Annotated in this window: 27 protein-coding genes; 15 read left to right on the top strand and 12 right to left on the bottom strand. The window is 65.0% G+C overall.

The window, feature by feature from the left end; all coding sequences use genetic code 11:
• The first annotated feature begins 177 nt into the window (after positions 1 to 177).
• From secY to QOC76_RS05100, 10 genes are all read left to right on the top strand, one after another.
• The gene (gene secY / locus QOC76_RS05055; protein WP_526354829.1) at positions 178 to 1,503 is read left to right on the top strand and encodes a preprotein translocase subunit SecY; all 1,326 of its coding nucleotides are present in this window, start codon (positions 178 to 180) and stop codon (positions 1,501 to 1,503) included.
• The gene (locus QOC76_RS05060) at positions 1,500 to 2,048 is read left to right on the top strand and encodes an adenylate kinase (RefSeq protein WP_526354831.1); all 549 of its coding nucleotides are present in this window, start codon (positions 1,500 to 1,502) and stop codon (positions 2,046 to 2,048) included. The genes secY and QOC76_RS05060 overlap by 4 nt, the downstream gene beginning before the upstream one ends.
• 3 nt (positions 2,049 to 2,051) lie before the next feature.
• Positions 2,052 to 2,849 (top strand): type I methionyl aminopeptidase, encoded by a 798-nt coding sequence (gene map / locus QOC76_RS05065; RefSeq protein ID WP_526354833.1) that lies wholly within the window; start codon positions 2,052 to 2,054, stop codon positions 2,847 to 2,849.
• A gap of 103 nt (positions 2,850 to 2,952) precedes the next feature.
• On the top strand, positions 2,953 to 3,441 hold the full coding sequence (locus tag QOC76_RS05070; RefSeq protein ID WP_526354919.1) for an RNA polymerase sigma factor: 489 nt from the start codon (positions 2,953 to 2,955) through the stop codon (positions 3,439 to 3,441).
• Entirely contained in the window at positions 3,438 to 4,172 is a 735-nt protein-coding gene (locus tag QOC76_RS05075) for an anti-sigma factor family protein (RefSeq protein WP_526354835.1), read from the top strand. Before QOC76_RS05070 ends, QOC76_RS05075 begins: the two co-directional genes overlap by 4 nt.
• A gap of 70 nt (positions 4,173 to 4,242) precedes the next feature.
• Positions 4,243 to 5,964, top strand: a complete 1,722-nt coding sequence (locus QOC76_RS05080; protein ID WP_526354837.1) for a thiamine pyrophosphate-binding protein — start codon at positions 4,243 to 4,245, stop codon at positions 5,962 to 5,964.
• Positions 5,945 to 6,616, top strand: a complete 672-nt coding sequence (locus QOC76_RS05085; RefSeq protein ID WP_526354839.1) for an SRPBCC family protein — start codon at positions 5,945 to 5,947, stop codon at positions 6,614 to 6,616. The genes QOC76_RS05080 and QOC76_RS05085 overlap by 20 nt, the downstream gene beginning before the upstream one ends.
• Positions 6,617 to 6,653: 37 nt before the next feature.
• On the top strand, positions 6,654 to 7,664 hold the full coding sequence (locus tag QOC76_RS05090) for a 3-oxoacyl-ACP synthase III family protein (protein WP_526354841.1): 1,011 nt from the start codon (positions 6,654 to 6,656) through the stop codon (positions 7,662 to 7,664).
• A 53-nt stretch (positions 7,665 to 7,717) separates the two neighbouring features.
• Positions 7,718 to 8,722 (top strand): pyridoxal phosphate-dependent aminotransferase, encoded by a 1,005-nt coding sequence (locus QOC76_RS05095; RefSeq protein ID WP_526354843.1) that lies wholly within the window; start codon positions 7,718 to 7,720, stop codon positions 8,720 to 8,722.
• A 40-nt stretch (positions 8,723 to 8,762) separates the two neighbouring features.
• Positions 8,763 to 9,281 (top strand): MarR family winged helix-turn-helix transcriptional regulator, encoded by a 519-nt coding sequence (locus tag QOC76_RS05100; protein WP_526354845.1) that lies wholly within the window; start codon positions 8,763 to 8,765, stop codon positions 9,279 to 9,281.
• On the opposite strand, the gene QOC76_RS05105 is transcribed toward QOC76_RS05100, so the two are convergent.
• The gene (locus QOC76_RS05105; protein ID WP_526354847.1) at positions 9,278 to 10,507 is read right to left on the bottom strand and encodes a GAF domain-containing sensor histidine kinase; all 1,230 of its coding nucleotides are present in this window, start codon (positions 10,505 to 10,507) and stop codon (positions 9,278 to 9,280) included. The genes QOC76_RS05100 and QOC76_RS05105 overlap by 4 nt on opposite strands.
• A complete protein-coding gene (locus QOC76_RS05110) occupies positions 10,504 to 11,181 on the bottom strand; it encodes a response regulator transcription factor (protein ID WP_526354849.1) in 678 nt (225 codons plus the stop codon). Before QOC76_RS05110 ends, QOC76_RS05105 begins: the two co-directional genes overlap by 4 nt.
• Positions 11,182 to 11,285: 104 nt before the next feature.
• On the opposite strand from QOC76_RS05110, the gene QOC76_RS05115 reads away from it, so the two are divergent.
• Together QOC76_RS05115 and QOC76_RS05120 are read left to right on the top strand one after the other, a co-directional pair.
• A complete protein-coding gene (locus QOC76_RS05115) occupies positions 11,286 to 12,092 on the top strand; it encodes an HAD family hydrolase (RefSeq protein ID WP_526354851.1) in 807 nt (268 codons plus the stop codon).
• Positions 12,093 to 12,301: 209 nt separating this feature from the next.
• The gene (locus QOC76_RS05120) at positions 12,302 to 13,162 is read left to right on the top strand and encodes a hypothetical protein (protein WP_526354853.1); all 861 of its coding nucleotides are present in this window, start codon (positions 12,302 to 12,304) and stop codon (positions 13,160 to 13,162) included.
• 76 nt (positions 13,163 to 13,238) lie between these two features.
• On the opposite strand, the gene mmsB is transcribed toward QOC76_RS05120, so the two are convergent.
• The 10 genes from mmsB to QOC76_RS05170 form a co-directional block, all read right to left on the bottom strand.
• Entirely contained in the window at positions 13,239 to 14,114 is an 876-nt protein-coding gene (mmsB, locus tag QOC76_RS05125) for a 3-hydroxyisobutyrate dehydrogenase (RefSeq protein WP_526354855.1), read from the bottom strand.
• Between the two features lie 12 nt (positions 14,115 to 14,126).
• Entirely contained in the window at positions 14,127 to 15,329 is a 1,203-nt protein-coding gene (locus tag QOC76_RS05130) for an acyl-CoA dehydrogenase family protein (RefSeq protein WP_526354857.1), read from the bottom strand.
• Between the two features lie 16 nt (positions 15,330 to 15,345).
• On the bottom strand, positions 15,346 to 16,866 hold the full coding sequence (locus tag QOC76_RS05135; protein ID WP_526354859.1) for a CoA-acylating methylmalonate-semialdehyde dehydrogenase: 1,521 nt from the start codon (positions 16,864 to 16,866) through the stop codon (positions 15,346 to 15,348).
• Between the two features lie 86 nt (positions 16,867 to 16,952).
• Positions 16,953 to 17,828, bottom strand: a complete 876-nt coding sequence (locus tag QOC76_RS05140; protein WP_526354861.1) for an LLM class F420-dependent oxidoreductase — start codon at positions 17,826 to 17,828, stop codon at positions 16,953 to 16,955.
• 158 nt (positions 17,829 to 17,986) lie between these two features.
• Positions 17,987 to 18,592: a dTDP-4-dehydrorhamnose 3,5-epimerase gene (gene rfbC, locus QOC76_RS05145; protein WP_526354921.1), complete on the bottom strand. Its 606-nt coding sequence runs from the start codon at positions 18,590 to 18,592 to the stop codon at positions 17,987 to 17,989.
• 1 nt (position 18,593) lies between these two features.
• Positions 18,594 to 19,580, bottom strand: a complete 987-nt coding sequence (rfbB, locus tag QOC76_RS05150; RefSeq protein ID WP_526354863.1) for a dTDP-glucose 4,6-dehydratase — start codon at positions 19,578 to 19,580, stop codon at positions 18,594 to 18,596.
• 27 nt (positions 19,581 to 19,607) lie between these two features.
• Positions 19,608 to 20,459, bottom strand: a complete 852-nt coding sequence (locus QOC76_RS05155; RefSeq protein ID WP_526354865.1) for an LLM class F420-dependent oxidoreductase — start codon at positions 20,457 to 20,459, stop codon at positions 19,608 to 19,610.
• Positions 20,456 to 21,328 carry an LLM class F420-dependent oxidoreductase gene (locus QOC76_RS05160; RefSeq protein ID WP_526354867.1) on the bottom strand — a complete coding sequence of 291 codons (873 nt, stop codon included), beginning with the start codon at positions 21,326 to 21,328 and terminating at the stop codon, positions 20,456 to 20,458. The genes QOC76_RS05155 and QOC76_RS05160 overlap by 4 nt, the downstream gene beginning before the upstream one ends.
• Before the next feature lie 29 nt (positions 21,329 to 21,357).
• Entirely contained in the window at positions 21,358 to 22,851 is a 1,494-nt protein-coding gene (locus tag QOC76_RS05165; protein WP_526354869.1) for an ATP-binding protein, read from the bottom strand.
• 11 nt (positions 22,852 to 22,862) lie between these two features.
• Positions 22,863 to 24,566 (bottom strand): NAD(P)/FAD-dependent oxidoreductase, encoded by a 1,704-nt coding sequence (locus tag QOC76_RS05170; protein ID WP_526354871.1) that lies wholly within the window; start codon positions 24,564 to 24,566, stop codon positions 22,863 to 22,865.
• 248 nt (positions 24,567 to 24,814) lie between these two features.
• Here QOC76_RS05170 and infA point away from each other — a divergent pair, with 248 nt between their 5' ends.
• The 3 genes from infA to rpsM all read left to right on the top strand — a co-directional run bounded on the left by infA (position 24,815) and on the right by rpsM (position 25,808).
• The gene (infA, locus tag QOC76_RS05175; protein ID WP_003418601.1) at positions 24,815 to 25,036 is read left to right on the top strand and encodes a translation initiation factor IF-1; all 222 of its coding nucleotides are present in this window, start codon (positions 24,815 to 24,817) and stop codon (positions 25,034 to 25,036) included.
• Between the two features lie 42 nt (positions 25,037 to 25,078).
• On the top strand, positions 25,079 to 25,192 hold the full coding sequence (gene rpmJ / locus QOC76_RS05180) for a 50S ribosomal protein L36 (protein WP_003879483.1): 114 nt from the start codon (positions 25,079 to 25,081) through the stop codon (positions 25,190 to 25,192).
• A 241-nt stretch (positions 25,193 to 25,433) separates the two neighbouring features.
• Positions 25,434 to 25,808 carry a 30S ribosomal protein S13 gene (rpsM, locus tag QOC76_RS05185; protein ID WP_526354873.1) on the top strand — a complete coding sequence of 125 codons (375 nt, stop codon included), beginning with the start codon at positions 25,434 to 25,436 and terminating at the stop codon, positions 25,806 to 25,808.
• Positions 25,809 to 25,811 lie beyond the last annotated feature (3 nt).

Genomic DNA, 25,811 nt, shown 5'->3' on the forward strand with positions numbered 1-25,811 from the left:
ACCACCAACTGTTACTCTCGTAGACTGCGTGACTCCACAGGCTGGGAGCAGGTCAGATGGCCTGGGCCGACAAGCACCCAGGCTGCCCGGGGCACTCGCACACGACTTAACCGACGCTGGTAGAGACCAGCCCCATTTGGCACGCCGCGATATGAGCCCGGCTGCGCAGGAGGAAGAGTGCTCTCGGCTTTCATCTCATCGCTGCGGACGGCTGATCTACGGCGCAAGATTCTCTTCACTCTGGCCATCCTGATCCTGTACCGGGTCGGCGCCTCGATCCCGTCGCCCGGTGTCAACTACGGCAACGTCGAGAAGTGCCTCACACAGCTCAGCGGTGGCGACTCGGCGCAGATCTACTCGCTGATCAACCTGTTTTCCGGCGGCGCTCTGCTGAAGCTGGCAGTGTTCGCGATCGGCATCATGCCTTACATCACCGCGAGCATCATCGTGCAGCTGCTCGGGGTGGTCATTCCGCGCTTCGAAGAGCTGCGCAAAGAGGGGCAAGCGGGTCAGGCCAAACTCACCCAGTACACCCGCTACCTGTCGGTCGCGCTGGCGCTCCTGCAGGCCACCAGCATCGTGGCGCTGGCCTCCAATGGCGGGCTGCTGCAGGGCTGCAGCCTCGACATCATCCAGAGCACGTCGATCTTCTCGCTGGCCGTCATCGTGCTCGTGATGACCGCGGGCGCGACGCTGGTGATGTGGATGGGCGAGCTGATTCAGGAACGTGGCATCGGCAACGGCATGTCGCTGATGATCTTCGCCAGCATTGCCGCCCGCATCCCGTCCGAGGGCAAGAGCATCCTCGACAGCCGCGGCCCGGTCGTCTTCACCGCGGTCTGCTTCGCCGCCCTGGTGATCATCGTCGGCGTGGTGTTCGTCGAGCAGGGCCAGCGCCGTATCCCGGTGCAGTACGCCAAGCGAATGGTCGGCCGCAAGATGTACGGCGGCACGTCGACCTATCTGCCACTGAAGGTCAACCAGGCCGGTGTCATCCCGGTGATCTTCGCGTCGTCGCTGATCTATATCCCGCACCTGATCACCCAGCTGATCCAGAGCGGGCAGGCCACCCCAGGAAACGGGTGGTGGGACAAGCTCGTCGCGAACTATCTCACCAACCCGGCCAGCCTCTCCTACATCGCGATCTACTTCGGCCTGATCGTCTTCTTCACCTATTTCTACGTCTCGGTGCAGTTCAACGTCGATGAGCGCGCCGACGAGATGAAGAAGTACGGCGGCTTCATCCCCGGTATCCGTCCGGGCAAGCCGACCGCCGACTACCTGCGCTTCGTGCTCAACAGGATCACCCTTCCCGGCTCGATCTACCTCGGCGTCATCGCCGTCCTGCCGAACCTGTTCCTCGAGATCGGCAACTCCGGAGGTGTGCAGAACTTGCCGTTCGGCGGGACAGCGGTTCTCATCATGGTTGGCGTCGGTTTGGATACGGTCAAACAGATCGAGAGCCAGCTGATGCAGCGCAACTACGAAGGGTTCCTGAAGTGAGAGTCGTTCTGCTGGGCCCGCCGGGGGCGGGCAAGGGGACACAGGCCCAGAAGCTCTCCGAGAAGCTCGGCATTCCGCAGATCTCCACCGGGGACCTCTTCCGCGAGAACATCAGCTCCGGCACACCGCTGGGCCTCGAGGCCAAGCGCTACCTGGACGCAGGCGACCTGGTGCCCTCGGAGCTGACGAACAAATTGGTCGAGGACCGCATCGAGCAGTCGGACGCCGCCGACGGGTTCATCCTGGACGGCTACCCGCGATCGGTGGCGCAGGCCGAGGCGCTCGACGAGATGCTCAAGAACCACAACACCAAGCTCGACGCGGTGCTGGAGTTCGCGGTCTCCGAAGAGGAGCTGTTCTCGCGCCTCAAGGCCCGCGGCCGCGCCGATGACACCGAAGACGTCATCCACAACCGGATGAAGGTTTACTCCGACGAGACCAGACCCCTGCTCGAGTACTACAGCCACAACAACCTGCAGACGGTCGACGCGGTCGGCGGTCTCGACGAGGTCTTCGCCCGCGCGCTCCGCTCCCTCGGCAAGTAGCCGATGATCACCGTCCCGGGGCTGCGCACCCGCAAGGTCGTCGATCCGCGCACGCCAGCTGAACTCGACGCGATGGCCGCCGCAGGCGCGCTGGTCGCCGCCGCGCTGCATGCGGTGCGCAAGGCCGCCGCGCCCGGCGTATCCACGCTCGAACTCGACAACGTCGCCGAATCGGTGATCCGCGATGCCGGCGGCACCCCGTCCTTCCTGGGCTATCACGGCTTTCCCGCGAGCATCTGCTCGTCGGTGAACGACCGCGTCGTCCACGGAATCCCGGTTGCCACCGAGGTCCTCGCGGCCGGTGACCTGGTGTCCATCGACTGCGGTGCCATCCTCGACGGCTGGCACGGCGATTCGGCGATCACCTTCGGGATCGGGGCGCTCATCGGAGTCGACGAGGCGCTGTCGGCGGCCACCAGGGAGTCGATGGAGGCGGGCATCGCCGCGATGGTGCCCGGAAACCGGCTCACCGATGTCTCGCACGCCATCGAGACCGCCACCCGGGCAGCCGAGAGGCGCTACGACCGCAGATTCGCTATCGTCGCGGGCTACGGCGGCCACGGCATAGGCAGGCGCATGCATATGGACCCGTTTCTGCCGAACGAGGGCCAGCCGGGACGAGGGCCGCACCTGGTTGCCGGCTCCGTGCTGGCGATCGAACCGATGCTTACCCTCGGCACCTCGAAGACCGTCGTTCTCGCGGACGAGTGGACCGTTGTGACCGAAGACGGGTCGCGCGCCGCGCATTGGGAGCACACTGTTGCTGTCACCGACGGCGGACCCCGGATTCTGACGGCCTGAATCGCCCGACTGCCCAGTTGGTCGGGCAGAACAGGTGAACCCGATCGGCCTCGGCCTCGTATTAACGAGGGAGGTTGTAGTGGACGATCCGGAAGTCGCGCTAATGCGAGTGCTCTACCAAGAACACGGCCCAGCATTATGGCGCTATGCTGTGCGGCTTACCGGTGACCCGGCACGAGCAGAGGATGTAGTGCAAGAAACGTTGCTGCGGGCGTGGCAGCATCCAGAAGTGACCGACGGTGACCGTCCGGCGAGAGCTTGGTTGTTCACAGTCGCGCGCAATATGATCATCGACGAGCGGCGCAGCGCCAGGTTTCGAAACGAGGCCGGAACCCCGGACCCGGAAAAGACCTACGACCGCGCCGGACCGGATGAGGTGGATTCCGCCTTGGACCGAATGTTGTTGAGCGGGGCCCTGGCACAGTTATCCGCAGAACACCGAGCGGTGGTCAAGCGGTCGTATTACCAGGGCTGGACGACCGCCCAGATCGCTGCCGATCTTGACATTGCCGAAGGCACAGTTAAATCGAGGCTGCATTACGCTGTGCGCGCACTGCGCCTCACACTGCAGGAAATGGGGGTGACCCGATGACGCAACCGGCGAGACGCGATGACGATCTGCGCGGCGACGACCCGTACGCGACGTGGGATGCCGCCTACGTCCTCGGTTCACTATCGGGGGCCGAACGGCGGGAGTTCGAAGCGCACCTCGCATCCTGCCCGCGGTGCAGCGCGACCGTCGCCGAACTGAGCGGCATCCCTGCGTTGTTGGCTCAGTTGTCCGCCGAAGAAGTGGAAGCACTCGACGACCCGACGACGGCGGAAACACCGCCGCTGCGTACCGAGGTCCTCGACTCGCTGCTGCAGAAGGTCCAGTGGCGACGTCGCCGCACCCGCAGGCTCAGTGTGATCACGTTGGCCGCCGCCGCCGCGGTGTTGGCCGTCGCGCTGGTCGTCGGGATCCTGCCCGGTATCCGCGGGCATGGCGACGATACCGAGATGGCGTCCGCGGTAACGATGAGCAAGGTCGCGCAGACACCGATCAACGCCGCCGTCACGATGACGGGATTCGGCTGGGGCACCCGGATCGACATGGTCTGCACCTATGGCGACTATGCGAGCCGCGGCGATGCGACGACGGAGAATCTGTCGATGGTTCTGTTGGACCACAACGGAACTCAGAGCGAGATCGCGACGTGGGTGGGCGTGAACGGCGCCACCGCGTTGCCGAGCGGGAACACGACGATGCAGAAGGACCAGATCAAGTCCGTGCAACTCGTCGATGCCAACACACGAGCGGTGCTGTTGCAAACAGATTTGTGAGTCCGGTCACGGATTGAACCGTGGTCGCCCGAGGGTCGTGTCATCTGCAGGGTTGAGAGCAGGTGAATGAATGGCCAGAACGCATCGGGTGGTGGACCACATTGTCGCCTATCTGGCGGCGTGCGGAGTCGAGTACGTCTTCGGCGTCGACGGCGCGAACATCGAGGATGTCTACGACGCCGCGCACTTCTGTGACGGCATCACCGCTGTACTGGCCAAACATGAGTTCTCCGCGGCGACCATGGCCGACGGGTTCAGCCGCAGCGGTGCCGGACTCGGCGTGGTGGCCGCAACCTCCGGTGGCGGCTGCCTGAACACAGTTGCCGGGCTTGGTGAGGCGCTGGCCAGCCGGGTGCCGGTGCTGGCGCTCATCGGCCAACCCCCAACGACTCTCGACGGCCGCGGCGCCTTCCAGGACACCAGCGGCCGAAACGGTGCGCTCAACGGTGAGGCCCTGTTCTCCGCGGTTTCGGTGTTCTGCCGTCGGATTTCGGCGCCCGAGGAGATCGCAACGGCGCTGCCGCAGGCCATCGCGGCCGCCAGACGAGGGGGACCGGCCGTACTGCTTCTGCCGAAGGACATTCAGCAGGCCGCCCTTGAACTTCGTAATTCGGTGAATAGAGCCACCAACGGTGTCGCGGTTGGAAGTCAACTAGGCGATCCGCAGGTGCTCGCACGGGCGCTGAGGCGCGCCGACGGTCCGATCACGATCATCGCCGGTGAGCAGGTTGCCCGCGACGATGCACGCGCCGAACTCGCGCAGCTGCGTTCCGTGCTGCGCGCCCGAGTTTCCACCGTTCCCGATGCGAAGGATGTCGCGGGCACGCCCGGGCTGGGCTCGTCCTCGGCACTGGGGGTGAGCGGCGTGATGGGACATCCCGCTGTCGCGACGGCGATCGCAGGCAGCGCGCTGTGCCTGGTGGTCGGCACGCAGCTGAGCGTCACCGCACGCGCGGGACTGGACGACGTGCTGGCGTCGGTGCCGACGTACTCGATCGGCTCCGCGGTGCCGTTCGTGGCGTGCACGCACGTCCATACCGAGGACCTTCGTGGGTCGCTGAAGCTGCTGACGCAGGAATTGAACGGCGATGGCCGTCCGACCGGTATGCGTGTGCCGGACGAGGTGTCGAGGACCGAGCTGCAGCCGCCACCGCACGACGGCCCTGGTGTGCGGTACCGCGAGGCGATGGCGGTGCTGGACGCCGCGCTGCCCGATGGCGTCGACATCGTGGTCGACGCGGGGAACATCGGCGCATCGGCGATCCATTACCTTCCTGCTCGCAGGGACGGGCGGTTCGTCGTCGCTCTCGGCATGGGCGGCATGGGATACAGCTTCGGCGCCGCGCTGGGAATCGCCTTCGGGCGTAACCGCCGGACCGTGGTCATCGCGGGCGACGGCTCATTCTTCATGCACGGTATGGAGATTCACACCGCCCTGCAGTACGGCCTGCCCGTCACGTTCCTGCTCTTCGACAACCACGCGCACGCGATGTGCGTGACCCGCGAACAGCATTTCTACAACGATGTGTACAGCTACAACCGGTTCGGCCCGAGCCGGCTGGGCGCGGGCCTGGCGGCCATGTTCCCCGGTCTGTCGGCGGTCGACGTGGACACCATCGACGATCTGCCGACGGCGTTGCGGGCCGCCCTCGATGTCGACGGGCCGTCGGTCATCGCCGTCGAGTGCTCCGCCGACGAAATCCCGCCGTTCGCGGCCTTTCTCGGCAACGCGGCCGTGAAGAAACCTGTTATCGCAGAGGAGAGCAGTCCCCATGTCGTTGCCAGCGCTTGATGACATCACCGTCCACCGAGGCACAGCCGACCCGATCGACGGAGTGATTCGCGTCGAGACGTCGCCGAGGGAGAAGGCCACACCGATCATCATGGAGATGATGCGGTCGGTCTACCCGCATTACGAGGTCTTCGGAACATATTGCACCGTAAACGATTACATCGACTGTCCGCCCGATGAGCTGTTCGACTACATGGCTGACACCCGTTGCCTGGAGGAGTGGACATACAGCCTGCGCGGGTTCGCGCCGACGGAAGAGCCGGGTCTGTGGGTGGCCTACGACAAGCTCGGCGGCGACAAGGGAAGCCCCATCTTCACCCGCACGGTGGCCAACAAGGAGGCCCGCACGGTCGACTATCACTGCGCGTGGGACCAGGGCAAACATCTGTGGATGATCTACGTGATGCGCATCATCGACGCGCAGGTGGTTTTCGACAAGCCCGGCTCCGTCGTGCTGTGGACGAACTGTCACCACCCGTTCTACGACGAGAATCCGTATCCCGAGACTGCGCCGCCACAGCGTCCTGTGTGGGTCGGAGACTTCTGGGACATGTTCGGACCCGGACACCTGCTGGAACTGAAGAACCTGAAGGCGATCGTCGAATACCGGCGCCGCAATGGCCTGCCGGTCACACCGGCCTGGATGAAGTGAGGACCCACCATGACGACTGCGCACGCGAGGAGCGAAAATGACCGTTAGCCTGCTTGACATCTCCACGTACCTGCCCGGGGAACCGGTCAGCGCCGAGTACTACGTCGGGTTCGCCGAAACAGACGAGTTGCGCGAGAACCTGATGTTCCGGGCGCCGAAGTTCCGCCATCACGTGGCCAAGGACGAGACGGCCATCGACATGGTGGAGCGGGCGGCCGCCGGCCTCGTCGAACGCCACGGCCAGGACACCATCGCCAACGCCGATGTATTGATCACCCACGTTCAGCTGCCGGACATGCCCTTCTACGGCAGCGGTGGCGGCATCGCGCATCGCCTTGGCATGAAACCGAATTGGGTGCTCGACCTGCACAACGGCGGGTGTGCCGCGTTCGTGCTGGCGATGAAAGTGGCTCGCTCCCTGATTGATTCGGGGCAGGCGGAGACGGCGCTGATCGCGGTCGCACAGAACGCGGCGGGCACCATATTCGACCAGGAGACCATCCGCTCCAAGGCGCAGTCGTCGGTGCCCGGCGACGGAGCCGCAGTGGGCCTGCTTGCACGGTCGGACAAGTCGCCGATCCTCGACATCGAATGCCGCACCTACGGCGAGTACGCCGGTGACATGACCATCGCCGTCGACCCGGCTCGCAAATGGTGGGAGGCCGGCACCGGAGAAGGCTGCATCGGGTTCACCGAAAGCAAGATCACCAAGGTGCTGGCGCGCGGCAACCGCCAGGTGCCCGAGGTGTCGTACGCGGTCTGCGACCGGATCGGCATCAAGCCGGCGGATCTCGACCTTCTGGTGACCAACCAGCCGAACCGGGCGTTCCTGCGGAACTGGCGCGACGCGCTGGAACTGCCGAAGGAGAAGCATCGCGACACTTTCGAGCAATGCGGCAATCTGTTCGCCGCAGGTATTCCGGTCAATCTCGAGCGGGCCATCTCCGACGGCCAACTCAAGAAGGGCGATACGGCGCTGATGGCCGCCTTCGCGCATGCGGGCGACTTCGCAGGCGCCGCCGTGCTCAAGTGGGGCGGCCGGGAGTGATAGGAACAGCGAGGAGCGGTAAAACATCAGCGAGAGCGGACCTGGCAGAGGCGGTGTCCGCGCTGCCGAGCGCGGTGAACCCGTTGGCCTTGTCGCTCAACGAGAATCCTTTCCCGCCGCTGCCCGGAGTGCGGTCTGCGCTGAGGGAGTCCGTCGATGTGGCGAACCGGTATCCGGAGTTTCTGCCCGAGCGGCTGCGCGCTTTGATCGCGGGCCATGTCGGGGTCCGCGAGGACCAGGTGGTGATCGGCGCCGGGGCCACCGGAGTGATCATGCAGGTGTTGAGCGCAGTGACCAGTCCGGGGGACCGGATGGTGATGACGTCGCCGACGTTCGACGGCTATCCGATCTTCGCGCACATGGCCCGCCTGCTTTCGGTCACCGTGGCGCTGGACGAGCACGGCCACCACGACCTCGATGCCATGGCTGAGGCGGCCGGCCATGCACGGGTCGTGGTGGTGTGCCGTCCGCACAATCCGACCGGCACCGTCGAGCCTGCCGCGGACATCGAGTTGTTCCTGCAGCGGGTGCCGTCGGACACCGTGGTCCTGCTGGATGAGGCCTATGTCGAATTCCTTGCTCCCGAACATCGGCTCGATGCACTCTCGCTGGTCGAGCGGTTCCCCAATGTGGTCATACTGCGCACATTTTCGAAGGCCTACGGGTTGGCCGGCCTGCGCATCGGATACGGCTTCTGCGCACCCGATCTGGCCAGGAGACTGTGGACCATGCAGTTGCCGTTCGGTATCGGCATCACCGGTCTGGTGGCGGTCGCGGCGTCCTACGATGCAGAAAGTCAGCTGCAGCAACGGATTCGGATGATCGCATCGGAGCGACGGTATCTGCGGATGCGGCTGCATTCGATGGGGGTGTACAGCACTGACAGCCATGCGAACTTCGTGTATCTGCCTACCAACAGTCGGCCGTGGAGCCAGTTCTTCGACGACACCGGTCTGCGAATCCGCGACTACGCCAATGGCAGCGTCCGGATAACCGTCGGCAATCGTCAGTCGACCAGGGCGGTGCTGAACGCACTGGAGCCATTCGCGTCGCGCTGAAATTCGTTCACCTCGGGCGTGGGCTGCGGTATGAAGAGTCGTGGACTCAGAATCGCCCACGGATCCGCACAAGCGGGATCCCATCGAGCTAGCGCGTGTCAACTGGGAACGCGCCGGCTGGGGTGACGTCTCGGACGGGATGGTCGCGGTCACGTCGGTGATGCGGGCCCACCAGATCCTGCTGGCCCGCGTCGAGAACGCGTTGCGGCCGTATGACCTCAGCTTCGCACGTTACGAGCTGCTACGGCTGCTGGCGTTCAGTCGCAACGGCGCGCTGCCGATCACCAAGGCGTCCGACCGGCTGCAGGTGCACGTCACCAGCGTGACGCATGCGATCCGTCGGCTGGAAGCACACGGGCTGGTGGAGCGGCTGCCCCACCCCACCGACGGCCGCACCACGCTGGTGCAGATCACCAAGCTCGGACGTTCCACCGTCGAGGACGCGACCGTGACGCTCAACAAGGAGGTCTTCGCCGACATCGGCCTCTCCGACGACGAATCGCGGGCGCTGGCGGCATCGATCGAAACGCTACGGCGCAACGCCGGCGACTTCTCCTAGTCCGCGACGTTGGGCAGCGGGATCGTCGCCGTGACGGCCGTCCCCGCGCCGGGTCGCGATCTGATGTTGAGCCTGCCGCCGACGATCTCGGCGCGTTCGGCCATCGACAGCAAGCCGTAGCCGCCCATCTCGTCGCTGCCCAGGGGGTGCTCGAATGTGTCGAAGCCGACCCCGTCGTCGACGATCTCCAGTCGCGCCGTGTCGTCGTCGACCGCGAACATCAGCCGCGCCGTCGACGCACCGGCGTGTTTGACGACGTTTTGCAGGCATTCCTGCGCGATGCGATACAGCGCGAGTTCGACGTGGTCGGGCAACCGCTTCTCAGCGAGTTCGACCTTGACTTCGATCTGCCCTATCGAGCGCGCCAGGCTGGCCAGCCCACCCGCCAGGCCGAGGTCGTCGAGCACCGGCGGCCGCAGGCCGCTGATCGCCGCGCGCGCTTCCTGCAGTGTCAGATCGACGAGTTCCCTTGCGATGTCCAGCTGTTCAGCCATCGCCGTAGAGTCGGTTTGCGCGACGCGCGAAGCCGCGTCGAGCCGATAGGACAGGGTGATCAGCCGCTGCGAGATGCCATCGTGGATGTCGGCCGCCAAGCGGCGACGCTCGAGCTCCTGGGCCTCGATGACCTGCTCGACGAAATTCTCGTGCGCGCGTTCGCGAGCGACCAGTTGCCGGTGCAGGCGCGCCTGGTGCAGCGCTCCGGCGATCAACCGACCGATCACCAACAGCAATTCCACATCGCCGGAGGTGAACTCGCGCCGCGCGACGGTGTGCACGTTGAGCACACCGACCAGACCGCCGGGATCGGTTTCCATCGGCACCGACACCATCGACGTGAAATCTGAACCGCGAAGCGACTGGAACGGCATGTACCGCGGATCGGATTCCTTGTCGTGGGTGATGACGACCGGCTCCCGATGGCTGGCCACCCAGCCGGAGACACCCGAACCGAGCGGAAGCCGGATCTTGCCGACCTCGCTGTCGAACGGCGGCGTCGCCCCGGCAAGGGTCAGCGACCGGTCGCTGTCGTCGAGGACGTGCACAAAGCAGACGTCGGTGGCGGTGGCCGCGGTGATCATCTTGGCGGCTGCCGCGGCGAGCGGTTCGACGCCGGGGCCGCTGGACGCCGCCTGGATCAGTTCACGCAACAGCGCGAGCTCGCGGTCGGCGTCGACGAGATCGCGAACCGCGTTCGGCCGCAACGGGCCTCCACCAACTGGAGTCATTGGAAGATTCCCTCGCGCAGTGCGGTGGCGACGGCGCCGGTGCGGTCACTGACGCCGAGCTTGCGGTAGATCGACCGCAGGTGCGTCTTCACTGTCTCGTCGCCGATGACCAGCTTGCCTGCGATGCCCCGGTTGGACAGGCCGTTGACGACGAGCGAAAGAATCTCGCTCTCGCGCTGGGTGAGCCCTTGCCGTGCCCCCGGCCAGAACTCGTCGCGCTGCATCCTGGCCGCCGTGTCGGCTGCCCTGGCGGCCATGCCCGGATCGATGGCGGTCGCGCCCCGGTGCGCGAATTCGAGCTGGCGCACCAGTTCGTCGCTGCTGATGCTCTTCAAGAGGTATCCCGCTGCGCCGACCCGCAAAGCCTGAAAGAGGTATTGCTCGTCGTCGTAGACCGACAACATGACGACCTTTCGATCCGATCGGCGCTCGCGCAGCGTCTGACACAGGTCAAGGCCGCTTGAACCCTGCATTCGAACGTCGGACAGCACGATGTCGGGATCGAGTTCGTCGACCACGCTGAGCGCTCGCTCAGCGCCGATGGCCTGCCCTACCACCGCCACCCGGTCGGAGAACGCAGCGAGCATCGCCTTGAGACCCTCGATGACCATTTCATGGTCGTCCACCAAGACGATTCGTACTGGTCTGGAGGCGAGCGGGTTGTCGGACGCCATGGCAATACCTTAGAGCCGGGGTAGGAAGGCGCTCCGCAACTTGGCCTGGCCAATCCCCCTAATGGGGGAGGCTTGACACCTGTGGTCTGGGCCACTCTTTGAACGTGCCTACGACACAGCAAAAGACTTGGCGTGCGGGTCGGTTCTGGTGGGACTGCGCCTCACCACTCGGCGCCAACGTGGATTCCCTCCGTGCACTGGTGTTTGACCTCGACGCGCTGGCCGACGTCGAATGCGGGGGGCATCGCGTTGCCTATAACGCCGCCTTCGCCGCTCACGGCATGAGCTTCGAGTGGTCCGTCGCGCGGTACCGGCAACTGCTGGCACTCTCCGATGAGCGTCAGCGAGTCTCGGCCGAACTGCGCAAGCGCAGCGTCTCCACCGAGTCCGATGTGCTGACCCGGTTGCTCGCCGACGACATCTATACGACCAAGACGATGGTGCTGGACGAGATGATCCTCGACGCCGACCTGACGCCGCGGCCGGGACTGGTCGACCTCGTCATGGAGGCCTTCACCGCAGGCGTCGCGGTAGCCGTGGTCACAGGTGGCCAGCGAAGCTGGGCCGAGCCGTTGGTGCGTCAACTGATCGGCGACGGGATCGTCGAGACGGTGGTGACCGCCGACGACGTCAAGAAGCCCATGCCGGATCCCGAAGCTTTCCGGACCGCACTGTGGGAGCTCGGGATACCCGCGGAGAATGCGCTCGCCGTCACGGGTTCCGCTTCGGGACTGCGCGCGGCTACCTCCACGGGTCTGGCCACCGCGGTCATCACCGGCGACGGTGCGCCCGAAATCCCCGCCGCGGTATCGGTCAGGCCCGACTATGCAGGCAGCGAGCCGATGCGGATTGCGGATTGCCAACGGCTGCATCGCCGTTTCTGGGCCGGGCAGAAAGTGTCAGCGGCGTAAATCCGGCGACGTTCTGGTGGCGTCGCCTGTGGGCGGAACAGCATAGCTGACGCCGCGCTGCCGGGTGCCACTTTCAGCGAACATGTAGGAAACTGTGCACATCTCTACAGATTTCGCCCTACACTGTGCCAGATCGAATTTGCTCTAGTGTCACTTTGTCGGGGGCCATATTCGCCAATGCACACACAGGCAACCCGGGGAGGGGTCTCATGACCAAAAAGCGATTTGCGCGCATCGCGACCCTGGTGGCTGGCTGCGCGCTGACCCTGACATTGACGGCGCCGGTGGCGCACGCCGACGACCTCGCCAACCTTAGAGGGATCGTCAACCGCGACCGCGCCACAACGACTTGTCAGGCATTGAAATACAACCAGACACTCCAGGACATCGGTTTCGCAATGGGCCAGTTCATCCCCGAGCCCCAAGCGTCGATTGATCAGAAGAAGGCCCAGTACGGCGGTGATGTACTGCCTTTCATCGGTGTGGGTGATCCCATCGCCGCCGCAACAACCGATGCCTACAAGAGAGGCGCGGGACCCGCGTTGAGCGATTGCTACTGGACCGAGTTCGGCGTGAGCTTCACCCGCTACGAAACGACCGAGACCGACTGGGTCGGCATCATATTCGGCAGGCCCGCGACGGTCACACCGCCCGTGGGTCCGGGTGTGCCGGGGGGCGCGGGCACCCCGCCCGCGGAGGAGAAAAAGGCGCTACCGCCAGTGGAGCCGAACGTAGTTTGTCCACCAGGTGGGCCGCAAAAGGAAGTTCCCCCCGGCCAAACCTGTCCGCCACCGACGAACGCCGTCACGGTGTCCTTCAATAAGCCGACATTCGGGAACTGGACCGTGACTGTCAAGAACAACGCGGGCATCGGCGGTAGCTGCACGTACGACGCAACCCCTGTTGGCTTTGGGTTGTCAGTCCACGAGGACTTCGACATCGGACCCAACACCAGCCACAGTTTCACTGTTCTAAACCCCGGGGTCCTCAAATACGACACGGTGACGGTTTGCACCGGTACATATGACGGCAAGCAGGTTGAGTTCGGTCGCGTCAACCAAGGGGTGTAACAAGTAATTCCCCGTCCCCGTCTGCCACGGCCCGGCATTGAACGGGCCGTGGCAGTGGCGCTCGGCCGTCGGAAAATCAGTTACCGCGTAGCAGTTCGATCACCGCGCTGAAGTCCTTGTCGGCGTGGTCGGCGTTGAACTTTGCATAGATGTCGGCTGCGTGGGTGCCCAGCGGTGCGGCTGAGCCGGTCGAGTTGACCGCGTCCATCGCCAGACCGAGATCCTTGTTCATCAGCGCCGTCGCGAAGCCCGGTTTGAAGTCGTTGTTGGCGGGCGATGTCGGCACCGGGCCGGGGACCGGGCAGTTGGTGTGCACCGACCAGCAGTTGCCGGTGGCGCCTGTCATCACATCGAAGAGCGACTGCGCGGACAGGCCGAGCTTCTCGGCCAGCACGAAAGCCTCTCCGACCGCGATCTGCTGAACCGCGAGCACCATGTTGTTGCACAGTTTGGCGCTTTGGCCATTGCCGGGGCCTCCGCAGTGAATGATTTTGCCCGCCAACGGCTCCAGTACCGGCCGCGCGCGTCCGACGGCTTCATCCTCACCGCCGACCATGAACGCAAGCGTGCCCGCGGTGGCGCCCTTGACGCCACCGGATACCGGAGCGTCGAGTTGCGCGAAACCGCGGTCCACCGCTTGCTGGTGGATTTCGCGGGCGTCGGCGACCGATATGGTAGACGTGTCGATGAACAGGGCACCGTCCTTCGCCGCGGGCAGCACCTCGTCATAGCAGGCCATGACGACCGCGCCGTTCGGCAGTGACGTGATCACGACGTCGGCGTCAGCGACCGCCGTCGCGCCGGTGTCGAACACCGTGACACCCTTCTCCTCTGCCGCCGACTTCAGCGCAGGCACCGGGTCGTAACCGTGCACGGTGTGGCCGGCGGCGGCGAGGTTGGCCGCCATCGGTCCGCCCATGTTGCCAAGTCCCAAGAACGCGATGCTGGTCATTGACCCTCCCGGTTAAGAGGCGCGGGCACGGGCGGCTGCTGCTGAATCGCGGGCTCGGCCCGCCGCAGCCCGACCGATGACCACGCGCATGATTTCGTTGGTTCCTTCAAGGATTCGATGCACCCGCAGATCGCGGACGATCTTCTCGAGTCCGTACTCGGTGAGATAGCCATAGCCGCCATGCATTTGCAACGCCTGATCGGCGACGTCGAAGCAGGTGTCGGTGACGTACCGCTTGGCCATCGCGCACAGTTCCACCTTGTCGTGGTGGTTGCTGTCAAGCGCGGTTGCCGCACGCCACAAGATTGTTCGCGACGTCTCCAGTGCGGTGGCCATGTCGGCCAGCGTGAACCGGATCGTCGGCTCGTCCAGCAGCGGACCACCGAATGCCTGCCGGTCGGCCAGGTAGCCGGCCGCCTTGTCGTAGGCGGCCTGGGCACCGCCGAGCGAGCACGCCGCAATGTTGATTCGGCCGCCGTTGAGTCCGTTCATCGCGATCGAGAAGCCGGTGCCTTCACCCTCGGCACCGCCGAGCATCGCATCTGCCGGGATCCGGGCGCCCTCGAAGACGACCTGCGCGGTCGGCTGGGCGTGCCAGCCCATCTTCTCCTCGTCGGCGCCGAAACTGAGCCCGGGAGTGCCCTTTTCGACGATGAAAGCCGAGATGCCGCGTGGGCCCGGCTTGGTCTCGGGGTCGCCGGTTCTGGCCATCACGATGTACACGTCGGACGCGCCGGCCCCGGAGATGAACTGCTTGACGCCGTCGAGCACGTAATGGTCGCCGTCACGTACGGCCTTCGTGCGCAGCGCGCCGGCGTCCGATCCGGCGCCGGGTTCGGTCAGGCAGTAGCTGGCGATGGCTTCCATCGACGCGAGCTTCGGCACCCACGATTTGCGTTGTTCGTGTGTGCCGTAGGTGTCCACCATCCACGCGCACATGTTGTGGATCGACAGGAACGCCGCGACGGTGGGATCGGCGGCGGCCAGTTGCTCGAAGATCCGGACGGCGTCGATGCGACGCAGACCGCTGCCGCCGGCGTCTTCGCCGCAGTAGATCGCCGCCATGCCCAGCTCCGCAGCCTCACGGAGCTCCTCGACCGGGAAGTGATGCGACTTGTCCCACTGCAACGCATTTGGGGCAAGACGCTTCTCGGCGAACGCCGCCGCCGTCTCGGCGATGACGCGTTCGTCGTCGTCCAGACCGAAGAAATCCATGTGGACTACTTCAGCTCTATTTCATGGTCGGGATGACGAACTCGGCGCCATCCTTGATGCCGGAGGGCCACCGCTCGGTCACCGTCTTCACCTTCGTGTAGAAGATGATCGATGCGGGCCCGTGTTGGTTCAGGTCTCCGAAGCCGGACCGCTTCCAGCCGCCGAACGTGTGGTAGGCCACCGGAACGGGGATCGGGACGTTGACGCCGACCATGCCGACCTGCACCCGCGACACGAAGTCACGCGCGGTGTCGCCGTCGCGGGTGAAAACCGCGACGCCGTTGCCGTACTCATGTTCGGAGGGGAGGCGCAGGGCTTCGTCGTAGTCTTTGGCGCGCACCATGCACAACACCGGCCCGAAGATCTCGTCGGTGTAGATCGACATGTCGGAGGTGACGTGATCGAACAGCGTTGGCCCGATGAAGTAACCCTTCGACAGGTCGGCTTCATCGAAAGTCAGCTCGTCAGTGGCGCGTTCGCGTCCGTCGACCACGGCCTCCGCGCCGGCTTCCACGCCCTGGGCGATGTAGTCGCGCACGCGCTTGAGGGCCGCTTCGGTGACCAGGGGACCGTAATCTGCCTTTGGGTCAAGGCTGTGGCCGACACGCAGCGCATTGATGCGTTCGACGAGCCTGGCGCGCAACCGGTTTGCCGTCTCTTCGCCCACGGGCACCGCGACGCTGATGGCCATGCACCGCTCGCCGGCACTGCCGTAGCCGGCACCGATCAGCGCATCGACGGCCTGATCGAGGTCGGCGTCGGGCATCACGATCATGTGGTTCTTCGCACCGCCGAAGCACTGTGCGCGTTTTCCGTTCGCCGCGGCGTTCGAGTAGATGTACTGCGCGATGTCGGAGCTGCCGACGAAGCCGACGGCCTGGATGTCGGGATGCTCGAGTATCGCGTCGACGGCTTCCTTATCGCCCTGCACCACCTGGAACACTCCTGGCGGCAGACCGGCCTCGACGAAGAGTTCCGCGAGCCGTAGCGGGACGGACGGGTCGCGCTCGGACGGCTTGAGGATGAACGCGTTGCCGCATGCGAGGGCGGGCCCGGCCTTCCACAGCGGAATCATCGCGGGGAAGTTGAACGGGGTAATGCCGGCGACCACCCCGAGCGGCTGGCGGAGCGAGTACACGTTGATGCCGGTGCCGGCGCCCTCGGTGAACTCGCCCTTCAGCAGGTGCGGGATGCCGATCGCGAACTCGATGACCTCGATACCGCGCTGGATGTCGCCCTTGGAGTCGGGAACCGTTTTGCCGTGCTCCATTGAGAGCAGTTCGGCCAGCTCGTCGACATTGGTGTTGACCAGCTCGACGAACTTCATCATCACGCGTGCCCGGCGCTGGGGATTCCAGGCGCCCCATTTCTTTTGAGCCTCGACGGCCGAGGCCACCGCGGTGTCGACGTCGGCGGCCGACGCCAGGAGCACCTGAGCCTGTACTTCGCCGGTGCTTGGGTTCATCACGTCGGCGGTTCGGGTCGACGCCAGGTTGCTGCGTCGCCCCTCGATGAAGTGTGGAATCTGTGTGGTCATGACCGTGCCCTCCGGCAAGAAATTCGAATACTAGGATATCCTAGTAACGCCGAGGGGTGCTGCGCAAGGGCCCGCCGATAAAGCCGTTACCCGAGCCCGACGAGCTGCTGGAAGGCGGGCGCCATGCCGTCGATCCAGGCAGCCGGGGAGCCGCTGGTCGTCATCGTGATCGCGGTCTGCACTCCCAGTTTCGCGTAGTCGGCCATCTGAGCGACGAATGCGTCGCGCGTCTCGGGAGTATGCCGAGGATTGTTGGCCATCACCGTCTTGCGGATTTCGGCGTAATCGCGGCCGACGTCGTCGCAGTGCCGCCGCAGAACGTTGAGCTTGTGCTCAACCTCCTCGGGCGAGCTGGCGAACAGATTGCACGCATCGCCATACTGGGCCACCAGCCGCAGCGTCTTGCGCTCACCGCTGCCGCCGATCATCACCTTGGGTCGATTGATCGGCTGCGGCGAACACAGCGTCTCCGCCAATTGATAGTGCCGGCCGGTGTAGGGGCCGTTGTTGTTCGGATCCCACATCTGATCGCAGATCTGCAGCGCCTCTTCGAGCCGTTCGAAGCGTTCGGCCAACGGCGGGTACGGCACGCCGAGCCCGCGGTGCTCACGCTCGAACCATGCGGCGCCGAGGCCAAGGACCGCGCGACCGCCCGACAGCACGTCCAAGGTGGTGACCGTCTTGGCGAGGATGCCGGGATGGCGGTAGGTCACGCCGGTGACCAGCAAGCCGAGGCTGACGGTCGAAGTATGAGCGGCGAGGAATCCCAGCGTCGTGTAGCCCTCGAGCATGTTCGACTCTGCGGGCAGACCCGTCGGCTCGATTTGAAAGAAGTGGTCCATGAAGGACAGCCAGTTGGCACCGGAGGCCTCGACGGCGGCGCCGACCCTGGCAAGTTCACCGGCGATGGATGTGGTGCCGCCGTCGATATCGAAGATTGGCACGTGAATGCCGACGTCCATAGGAGGCTCCTGGTTGAAAGGGCACGACAGGCCTGACGGCCCGCACACTCCTACAAGTTGAATGTCCTCGGTTGAATTCCGAGTCGCAGAGTTTTCCTCGGAATCGGCACGGTGGACTCGGCGAACTGCGACGGGAGCGATCTGTGCAGTCTCGGCGCTCAGGAGTCGCGGCGGCGGAGCTCCTCGACAAACGCCCGAGTGTCGTCCCACGTCGGGAGGAGGCCCGCGGCCTTGACCTCTTCGAGCGTCGGCGCCTCGGCGTCTCGGTCCGACAGCACATTGCCCGTGCCGGGCCAGTCAATGGCAAGGGCGGGGTCGGTAGCCCGGATGGTGTGCTCGCGGTCCGGGTCGTATCCGGCTGAGCACATGTACATCACCGTCGAGTCGTCCTGCAGGGCAAGAAAACCGTGCGCCAGGCCCTCGCTGAGGTAAATCGAGCGGCGGTCGCGGTCGTCGAGCAGCACTGAGTCCCACTGCCCGAAAGTGGGTGAGCCGACACGAATGTCGACAGCGACGTCGAACACCGCTCCGCGTACGCAGGTGACGTACTTGGCCTGGCTCGGGGGCAACTGCGCGAAGTGTAGACCACGGAGCACGCCGGCCGCCGAGACCGAGCAATTGGCCTGACGCAGATCCAGGCGATGTCCGGCGAATGCGCGAAATCCGGTATCGGTGAACCACTCGAAGAAGACGCCGCGATCGTCGGTGTGCTGCTTCGGCGTGATCTCCCATGCGCCGGGAACGGCGAGCTCGCGTGCCTCCACGTTACTGACCACGGTTCTGATATGTGTCCTCGACGCCGTCTTTTATTGGCCGCCACCAGGATTCGTTGTCGCGATACCACTCGATGGTCGCGCGCAAGCCGTCTTCGAATTCGGTGTGCTTGGGCTCCCACCCGAGTTCGTCGCGCAGCGCCGACGGATCGATCGCGTACCGCAAGTCGTGGCCGACGCGGTCGACGACGTGGTCGAAGTCGTCGGGATCACGGTCCATCAACGCCAGAATCGTTCGCATCACCGACAAGTTGTCCCGTTCGCCCTCGGATCCGATCAGGTACGTGCGACCTATTTGGCCATCCTGCAGGACCCTCCACACCGCGCCGTTGTGGTCGTCGACGTGAATCCAGTCACGTACGTTGTGGCCGTTGCCGTACAGCTTGGGTCGCCTGCCGGTCAGCACGTTGGTGATCTGCCGCGGAATGAACTTCTCGACGTGCTGATAGGGGCCGTAATTGTTGGAGCAGTTGGAGATCGTCGCCCGTACACCGTAGGAGCGCACCCACGCTCGCACCAGCATGTCGGCGGCTGCCTTGGTCGACGAGTACGGGCTGGACGGGTTGTACGGCGTGCCTTCGGTGAAGCGGCGAGGTTCGTCCAGTTCGAGATCCCCGTAGACCTCGTCGGTCGAGATGTGATGCAGCCGCACCCCGTGCCGGCGCACCGCCTCCAAAACCGTGTAGGTGCCGATCACATTGGAATGCAGAAACGGCGCAGGGTCGGCCAGCGAGTTGTCGACGTGGGTCTCGGCTGCGAAGTGCACGACGGCATCGGTCTGCGCGACGAGCTTCGTCATCAACTCGGCGTCGGCGATGTCGCCCTGAATCAGTTCGATGTCGTCCTCGACTGGCGCCAGCGACTCGCGGCTGCCGGAATACGTCAGTGCGTCGAGCACCGTCACCGCGTGCTCACCCGCCACGCTGTGCACGAAATTGGCGCCAATGAACCCCGCGCCTCCGGTGACCAGCAACCGCATGGAACTACCGTAACGGTCCGCGAAGTTCTAGCCCTTCAGCCCCAGCGGCCCGGCCAGCTCCTTCAGTGTCGGCAGCAGCTTGTCCCAGCCGCCGAGCACCTGGATCGTCACGTGGTCGGCCCCTGCCTCCAAGTGCTCGTTGAGACGCTTGGCGATGTCGTCGGCACTGCCGTAGGCGACCACCGAGTCGATCAGCCGGTCGCTGCCGGGCTTCGCCACATCCTTGTCGGTGAAGCCGAGCCGCTTCCAGTTGTTGAGGTAGTTGCTCAGGTTCAGGTAAAAATCGACGGCCTGCCGGCCGACCTCGCGTCCCTCGTCCGCATCGTTGGTCAGCACGACCTTGTGCTCGGGCGCCAAAAACACGGTGGGACCGACCAATTCGCGGGCCGAACCGGTGTGCTCCGGTGTCGTCAGATATGGGTGGGCACCTGCGCTGCGCTGCGCCGCCAGCTTGAGCACCTTCGGCCCCAGGGCCGCCACCACGCGTCTGCTGGTCGGCACCTTGGCGGCGTCCAGCGCGTCAAGGTATTCCACCAGCACGTCGTAGGGCTTGCGGTACTCGTCGGTGTGCTCGGGGTGGCCGATGCCGACACCCAGCAAGAACCGGCCAGGGTAGGCGTTCTCGATCCGGTGGTACGCCTCTGCGACTTCACCCGCGGGCGCCGTCCAGACGTTGACGATGCCGGTCGCCACCTGCAGCGTCTCTGTCTGCTCGAGAATCGGCTCGACGTACTCGAGATTGCCCGCGGGGGAGCCGCCGATCCAGAGGGCGCCGTACCCGAGCTTTTCGACCTCGACGGCCTGTTCGGGTTTAGGGGTCCCGAAGGTCCACACTCCGTATCGGCCGAGATCTGGCTTGAGTGAAACAGCGTCGGTCATTGCGGGTCCCCCTGTGTGTCGACTAACGAAAGGCCGAGCGGCCCGGCGAGTTCGGCGAGCGCAGGGACCAGCTTGTCAGGTCCGGTCAGCACCTGCACCGCCACATGGTCTGCGCCGGCAGTGATGTGCTCCTTCAGCCGCGCGGCGATCTCGTCGGGGGTGCCGTAGGCGACGAGGGCGTCGACCAGCCGATCGCTTCCGGGCTTCGCCACGTCTTCATCGGTGAACCCCAGCCGCTTCCAGCTGTTCAAGTAGTTGGCCAGGTTGAGGTAGATCTCGAGCGCCTTGCGTCCGACGGCGCGGGCCTTCTCCGGGTCGGTGGTCAGCACCGCCTTGTGCTCGGGCGCGAGGAGCGCCTCTGCCCCGATCAGCCCGCGCGCTTCGGCGGTGTGTTCCGGTGTCGTGAGATAGGGATGCGCTCCCGCGGCGCGTTCCGCCGACAGCTTCAACACCTTGGGGCCGAGCGCGGCCACCACGCGGCTGTTCTTGGGCACGCCGTACTCGTCGAGCTTGTCCAGATAATCGGTGAGTGCATCGATCGGTTTGCGGTACTGCTGATGCGCCTCGGGATGCCCGACACCGATGCCGAGCAGGAAGCGCCCAGGGTGGGCCTTCTCGATGCGGTGGAACGACTCCGCGACCGGCCCCGCTTCAGCGGTCCAGATGTTGACGATCCCGGTGGCCAGCTTCAGGTTGTCGGTCTGATCGAGGATGGGATCGACCCACGACAGTTCCGCCGCCGGTGAGCCACCCGCCCAGATGGCCCCGTAGCCGAGAGCCTCGATTTCTCGCAGTTGCTCAGGACTCAGTTGCTGCCACATCGAATGGTGACCGAACGCGCCGAACGTGCCGAGATTTGGAGTCGTCATGGTTTCTCCAACCTACGACGCGGCGCAAGCTATTCCGTGCCGGCCTTCGAGAGCTCACCGGGTGTCGGTGTCATCGGCGCCGGCGCCACCAAGGGCAGGCACACGATGAACCGCGTGTCGCCCGGCTTCGATTGCACGGAGATGTTCCCGCCGTGCTTCTCGACGACGATGCGCCACGCCAAATCCAACCCGAGTCCGGTGCCCTTGCCGAACGGCTTGGTGGTGAAGAACGGAGTGAAGATTCGGTCGATGACGTCTTCGGGGATACCGGGGCCGTCGTCGCAGATCTCGACGCGAATCATTTGATCGTTCTCGCGCGCGGTGCGAATGGTCAGGGTGCCGCGACCGTCCATCGCCTGAATCGCGTTTTCCATGATGTTGGTCCACACCTGGTTGAGATCGCCGGGGTAGCACTGCAATTCAGGCAATGTCTTGTCCATGTCCTTGACCAGCGTGACGGGCCTGCCCTTGCCCTCCATCCCGATCTTGTCGCCGAACATCATGATCGTGCTGCGCAGCAGTTCGTGGACATCGGCGCTCCCGTAGGCGCCGCGGTCCATCTGCGAATACTGCTTGGCGCCGGCGAGCAGCGCCGAGATGCGCTTGCTGGCCTCGGCGATCTCGTTCATTCGAAGCTCGTTGTCGATGGTGTACTTCAGCCACCCGATCGCACCCTGCAGTGAGGCCGTCGCGTCGACGTCGTCGACCAACGACGAGACGCGCTCCAGCCAGTCGGTGTCCAGCCCGGCCTCCACGAACGTCGGCGCATAGTCCCAGGCGCCCGCGATCCCGTGGTCCTCGAGCCAGTCACCGATCTGGTCCTCGCGGTCGGACGCCTCGAGAGCGGTGAGTTCCACGTCCGTGTTCTTGGCCACCTGTTCAGCGACCTGGTCCTGGATGTTCACCAGAACGCGCAGTGCCTCGGGCGTGAACTTGGCCTCGGCCACCATCGCCAGCTTGTGCCGCATGTGGCCGACACCCTCGCGGAGATCGGCCACCGCGCGCGCAGTCGCAGCAGCGGGATTGTTGAGCTGATGGGTCAGCCCGGCGGTGATGGTGCCCAGAGCCAGCAGCTTCTCGCGCTGGCCGATGATCTGGCTCTGCCGCCTGCCGCCCACCTTGTGGCCCTCGAGCAGGTGCACGGCCATGGGGAACTGCGACTGCATGAACCGCGCGAAGGCGTCGGCGTCGAGGACAAAGCAGCGAGATGGCTTCGTCAGGCGTACGGAGGCCTCGTAGATGTGCTCTTCGCCGGGGACGTATGCCGACCAGGCGCCGAAATACACGCCGCGCTGCGACGTGCGACCGGTCTGGATGTCCACGCCGCCGGAGCGCTTCGACATGATCAGTTCGCCGTCGATCATCACATAGAAGCAGCTCGCAGGCTCGCCCTCGAGGCACAGCGGACCGGCGGGGAACGTCTCGATATGACCGTAAGCGCACAGCATGTCGAGCTGCTCGTCGGACAAGTCCTCGAACAGGAACAAGGTCCGAAGCTCGTCGCGGACGCATTCGTCGCCCATGGTGGTCCTCTCTAGGCTTCCGCCAGATACCTGTGCACCAGCATCACTGCCATCGACCCTTCGCCGACGGCGGCCGCCACCCTCTTCGCGGACTCCGAGCGCACATCTCCTGCAACAAACACACCCGGCACACTTGTTTCCAGGTGGTGAGGCGGGCGGTCCAGCATCCATCCGCTGACCTTCATCACGTCCGGACCGGACAGGATGAAGCCGTAGTCGTCGCGGGCTACTCCCGCTTCCTCCAACCAGTCGGTGCGCGGCGTCGCGCCGATGAAGCAGCACATCCGGTCGCATGACACCGTCTCTGTTTCATCCGTCCGCTTGTCGAGGAGGACCAAACCGGACAGGTGGCCGTCCGCCGCGACGGTGTCGACGACTTCGGTGCAGGTCCGGACCGTGATGTTCGGAGTCTTGAGGATGCGATCGACCAGGTACTGCGACATGCCGGCCTCCAGCGACGGGCCGCGGATCAGCATCGTGACCGACTTGGCGGTCTGCGACATGTACATGGCGGCCTGACCCGCCGAGTTCGCACCACCGACGATGTAGACGTCCTCGCCGGCGCATTCGGTGTTGTCCGACACCGACGCCCCGTAATAAACGCCGCGGCCGATGTAGTTGCACGCCGAGTCGTCGGGATCGTCCCAGCATCCGGTGATCTGGAGCTGGCGGTACTCGACGCCGGTGGCAAGGATGACGGCGCGCGCGCCGATGGTTTTGTCGTCGTTGAGGCGGATCGAATGGGCGGCGCCGACGCCGTTCACCTCGAGCTTGCCCGCCTCCTGAGTGGTGATGACCTCGGCGCCGAACTTCTCGGCCTGGCGGCGCGCCGACGTGGTCAGCTCGGCGCCGGAGACGCCCAACGGGAAGCCGAGGTAGTTCTCGATCTTCGAACTGCGCCCCGCCTGCCCGCCGGTGGAGGTCCGCTCGATCAGCACCGTCTCGAGTCCCTCCGATGCGCCGTACACCGCCGCGGCGAGCCCGGCCGGACCGCCGCCGATCACCGCGAGGTCGTACATCTGCAATTGCGGGCTGGTCGACAGGCCGAGCAGCGTTGCCAGCTCGACGTCCGTCGGATCGACCAGAGTCTCGCCCTTCTCGGTGATGACGACCGGAAGCCTGCTGCCGTCGATTCCTGCGGCCTCGAGCAGTTGCTGCCCCTTCGGCTCGTCGGCATTGACTGCACGGAAGGAGTACTCGTTGCGCGCCAGAAACTGCCGCACCTCCCATGACCGGTCGTTGTACCGGTGACCGATGACCTTGGTGTACGGCATCCCGCGATCGCCCACCGCGCGCCAATCCTCGAGGAGGGCGTCGATCACCGGATAGAGCTTCTCCTCCGGCGGGTCCCACGGCTTGAGCAGGTAGTGGTCGAGGTCGACGACGTTGATGGCATCGATGGCGGCGTGGGTGTCCGCGTAGGCGGTCAGCAGCACCCGCCGCGCCAGCGGGAAGAAGTCCATCGCCTTCTCGAGAAACTCGATGCCGCTCATCTGGGGCATGCGGTAATCGGCGACGAAGACAGCCACAGTGTCACCGCGCAGCTTGAGTTCCTTCAGCGTGTCGATCGCGTCGGCCCCGGACTCGGCGCGCACTATGCGGTACCGCTCGCCGTAGTGTCGGCGGAGGTCGCGGGCGACCGCCCGCGATACTGCGGGGTCGTCATCGACGGTGAGGACGGCAGGTTTACGTGGCTCCACACTGGATCGCGTCATCGCGATCAATTATGCGCCGGTTGTCCAGGTAATATGAGGTCGACAAGACAGCGCTGAGGTGGCCGTTCGGCGATTTTGGGGCACGCCGTCGAGCAGGTAGTATGGACCAACGGTGCGGTATACGCGCCGGCTCTTGCGTGCCCCAGTTCTGGAATTTCTAGCTACCGGCTCACGTTTTGTAGTCGGAACGAATTCTGCGCCGCCAGGCGCCAAAGAACCAGAAGGACACGGAGGATCTCCGAACAACAATGGCCAAGAAAGACGGTGCCATCGAGGTCGAGGGCCGCGTGGTCGAACCCCTGCCCAATGCGATGTTCCGCATTGAGCTGGAGAACGGACACAAGGTGCTCGCCCACATCAGCGGCAAGATGCGGCAGCACTACATCCGCATCCTGCCCGAGGACCGCGTGGTGGTGGAGTTGTCTCCCTACGACCTGTCCCGGGGCCGCATCGTTTATCGGTACAAGTAGTCAGCCCGACATCACTTAAGACAAGAACAGGATCGACAAGCCGTGAAGGTGAACCCGAGCGTCAAGCCCATTTGCGATAAGTGCAGGGTGATCCGTCGGCATGGGCGGGTCATGGTGATCTGCTCCGATCCGCGTCACAAGCAGCGACAGGGCTGAGCGCCACCGGCGCTTGCGCGAGGAGCAACTCGCCGAAGCCCCGCACCACAACTGAATGATGACCTCCCAGCACCACTGAGCGGATAGGCCGCTCGTCAGCGATGAGCGCTCACGCGAAGAGCATCATCCAACGCCCGGCACGGAGGCCGGACCCTGCGACATAGATGTCGGCTCCACGCCGAGGCCTGGTCGGAGGAACGGACTGGGAACAGACCTCCGCATAGAGAAGGAACACTGCCTAATGGCTCGACTTTTAGGCGTCGACCTCCCGCGCGACAAGCGCATGGAGATCGCGCTGACGTACATCTACGGCATTGGCCGTACGCGCTCCCAGGAGATCCTGGAAGCCACCGGCATCAGCCGGGAGCTGCGCACCAAGGACCTGTCCGACGATCAGGTGACCCAGCTGCGCGACTACATCGAGGGCAACCTCAAGGTGGAGGGCGATCTGCGCCGCGAGGTGCAGGCCGATATCCGCCGCAAGATCGAGATCGGCTGCTACCAGGGCATACGGCATCGCCGGGGCCTGCCGGTGCGTGGCCAGCGGACCAAGACCAATGCGCGCACCCGCAAGGGCCCCAAGCGCACCATCGCCGGCAAGAAGAAGGCCAGGTAAGTA

This window comes from Mycobacterium sp. (assembly GCF_032159565.1).
Taxonomy (GTDB): domain Bacteria; phylum Actinomycetota; class Actinomycetes; order Mycobacteriales; family Mycobacteriaceae; genus Mycobacterium.

Excerpts from the sequence above, each read along its gene's own strand:
- QOC76_RS05135 (WP_526354859.1), bottom strand. The coding sequence starts at position 16,866 with ATGACCACACAGATTCCACACTTCATCGAGGGGCGACGCAGCAACCTG.
- QOC76_RS05085 (WP_526354839.1), top strand. The coding sequence starts at position 5,945 with ATGTCGTTGCCAGCGCTTGATGACATCACCGTCCACCGAGGCACAGCC.
- rpsM (WP_526354873.1), top strand. The coding sequence starts at position 25,434 with ATGGCTCGACTTTTAGGCGTCGACCTCCCGCGCGACAAGCGCATGGAG.
- QOC76_RS05160 (WP_526354867.1), bottom strand. The coding sequence starts at position 21,328 with ATGACGACTCCAAATCTCGGCACGTTCGGCGCGTTCGGTCACCATTCG.
- infA (WP_003418601.1), top strand. The coding sequence starts at position 24,815 with ATGGCCAAGAAAGACGGTGCCATCGAGGTCGAGGGCCGCGTGGTCGAA.
- QOC76_RS05155 (WP_526354865.1), bottom strand. The coding sequence starts at position 20,459 with ATGACCGACGCTGTTTCACTCAAGCCAGATCTCGGCCGATACGGAGTG.
- QOC76_RS05165 (WP_526354869.1), bottom strand. The coding sequence starts at position 22,851 with ATGGGCGACGAATGCGTCCGCGACGAGCTTCGGACCTTGTTCCTGTTC.
- QOC76_RS05070 (WP_526354919.1), top strand. The coding sequence starts at position 2,953 with ATGCGAGTGCTCTACCAAGAACACGGCCCAGCATTATGGCGCTATGCT.
- mmsB (WP_526354855.1), bottom strand. The coding sequence starts at position 14,114 with ATGACCAGCATCGCGTTCTTGGGACTTGGCAACATGGGCGGACCGATG.
- QOC76_RS05170 (WP_526354871.1), bottom strand. The coding sequence starts at position 24,566 with ATGACGCGATCCAGTGTGGAGCCACGTAAACCTGCCGTCCTCACCGTC.
- QOC76_RS05075 (WP_526354835.1), top strand. The coding sequence starts at position 3,438 with ATGACGCAACCGGCGAGACGCGATGACGATCTGCGCGGCGACGACCCG.
- map (WP_526354833.1), top strand. The coding sequence starts at position 2,052 with ATGATCACCGTCCCGGGGCTGCGCACCCGCAAGGTCGTCGATCCGCGC.
- rfbB (WP_526354863.1), bottom strand. The coding sequence starts at position 19,580 with ATGCGGTTGCTGGTCACCGGAGGCGCGGGGTTCATTGGCGCCAATTTC.
- QOC76_RS05090 (WP_526354841.1), top strand. The coding sequence starts at position 6,654 with ATGACCGTTAGCCTGCTTGACATCTCCACGTACCTGCCCGGGGAACCG.
- QOC76_RS05080 (WP_526354837.1), top strand. The coding sequence starts at position 4,243 with ATGGCCAGAACGCATCGGGTGGTGGACCACATTGTCGCCTATCTGGCG.
- QOC76_RS05105 (WP_526354847.1), bottom strand. The coding sequence starts at position 10,507 with ATGACTCCAGTTGGTGGAGGCCCGTTGCGGCCGAACGCGGTTCGCGAT.
- QOC76_RS05140 (WP_526354861.1), bottom strand. The coding sequence starts at position 17,828 with ATGGACGTCGGCATTCACGTGCCAATCTTCGATATCGACGGCGGCACC.
- QOC76_RS05120 (WP_526354853.1), top strand. The coding sequence starts at position 12,302 with ATGACCAAAAAGCGATTTGCGCGCATCGCGACCCTGGTGGCTGGCTGC.
- QOC76_RS05130 (WP_526354857.1), bottom strand. The coding sequence starts at position 15,329 with ATGGATTTCTTCGGTCTGGACGACGACGAACGCGTCATCGCCGAGACG.
- QOC76_RS05110 (WP_526354849.1), bottom strand. The coding sequence starts at position 11,181 with ATGGCGTCCGACAACCCGCTCGCCTCCAGACCAGTACGAATCGTCTTG.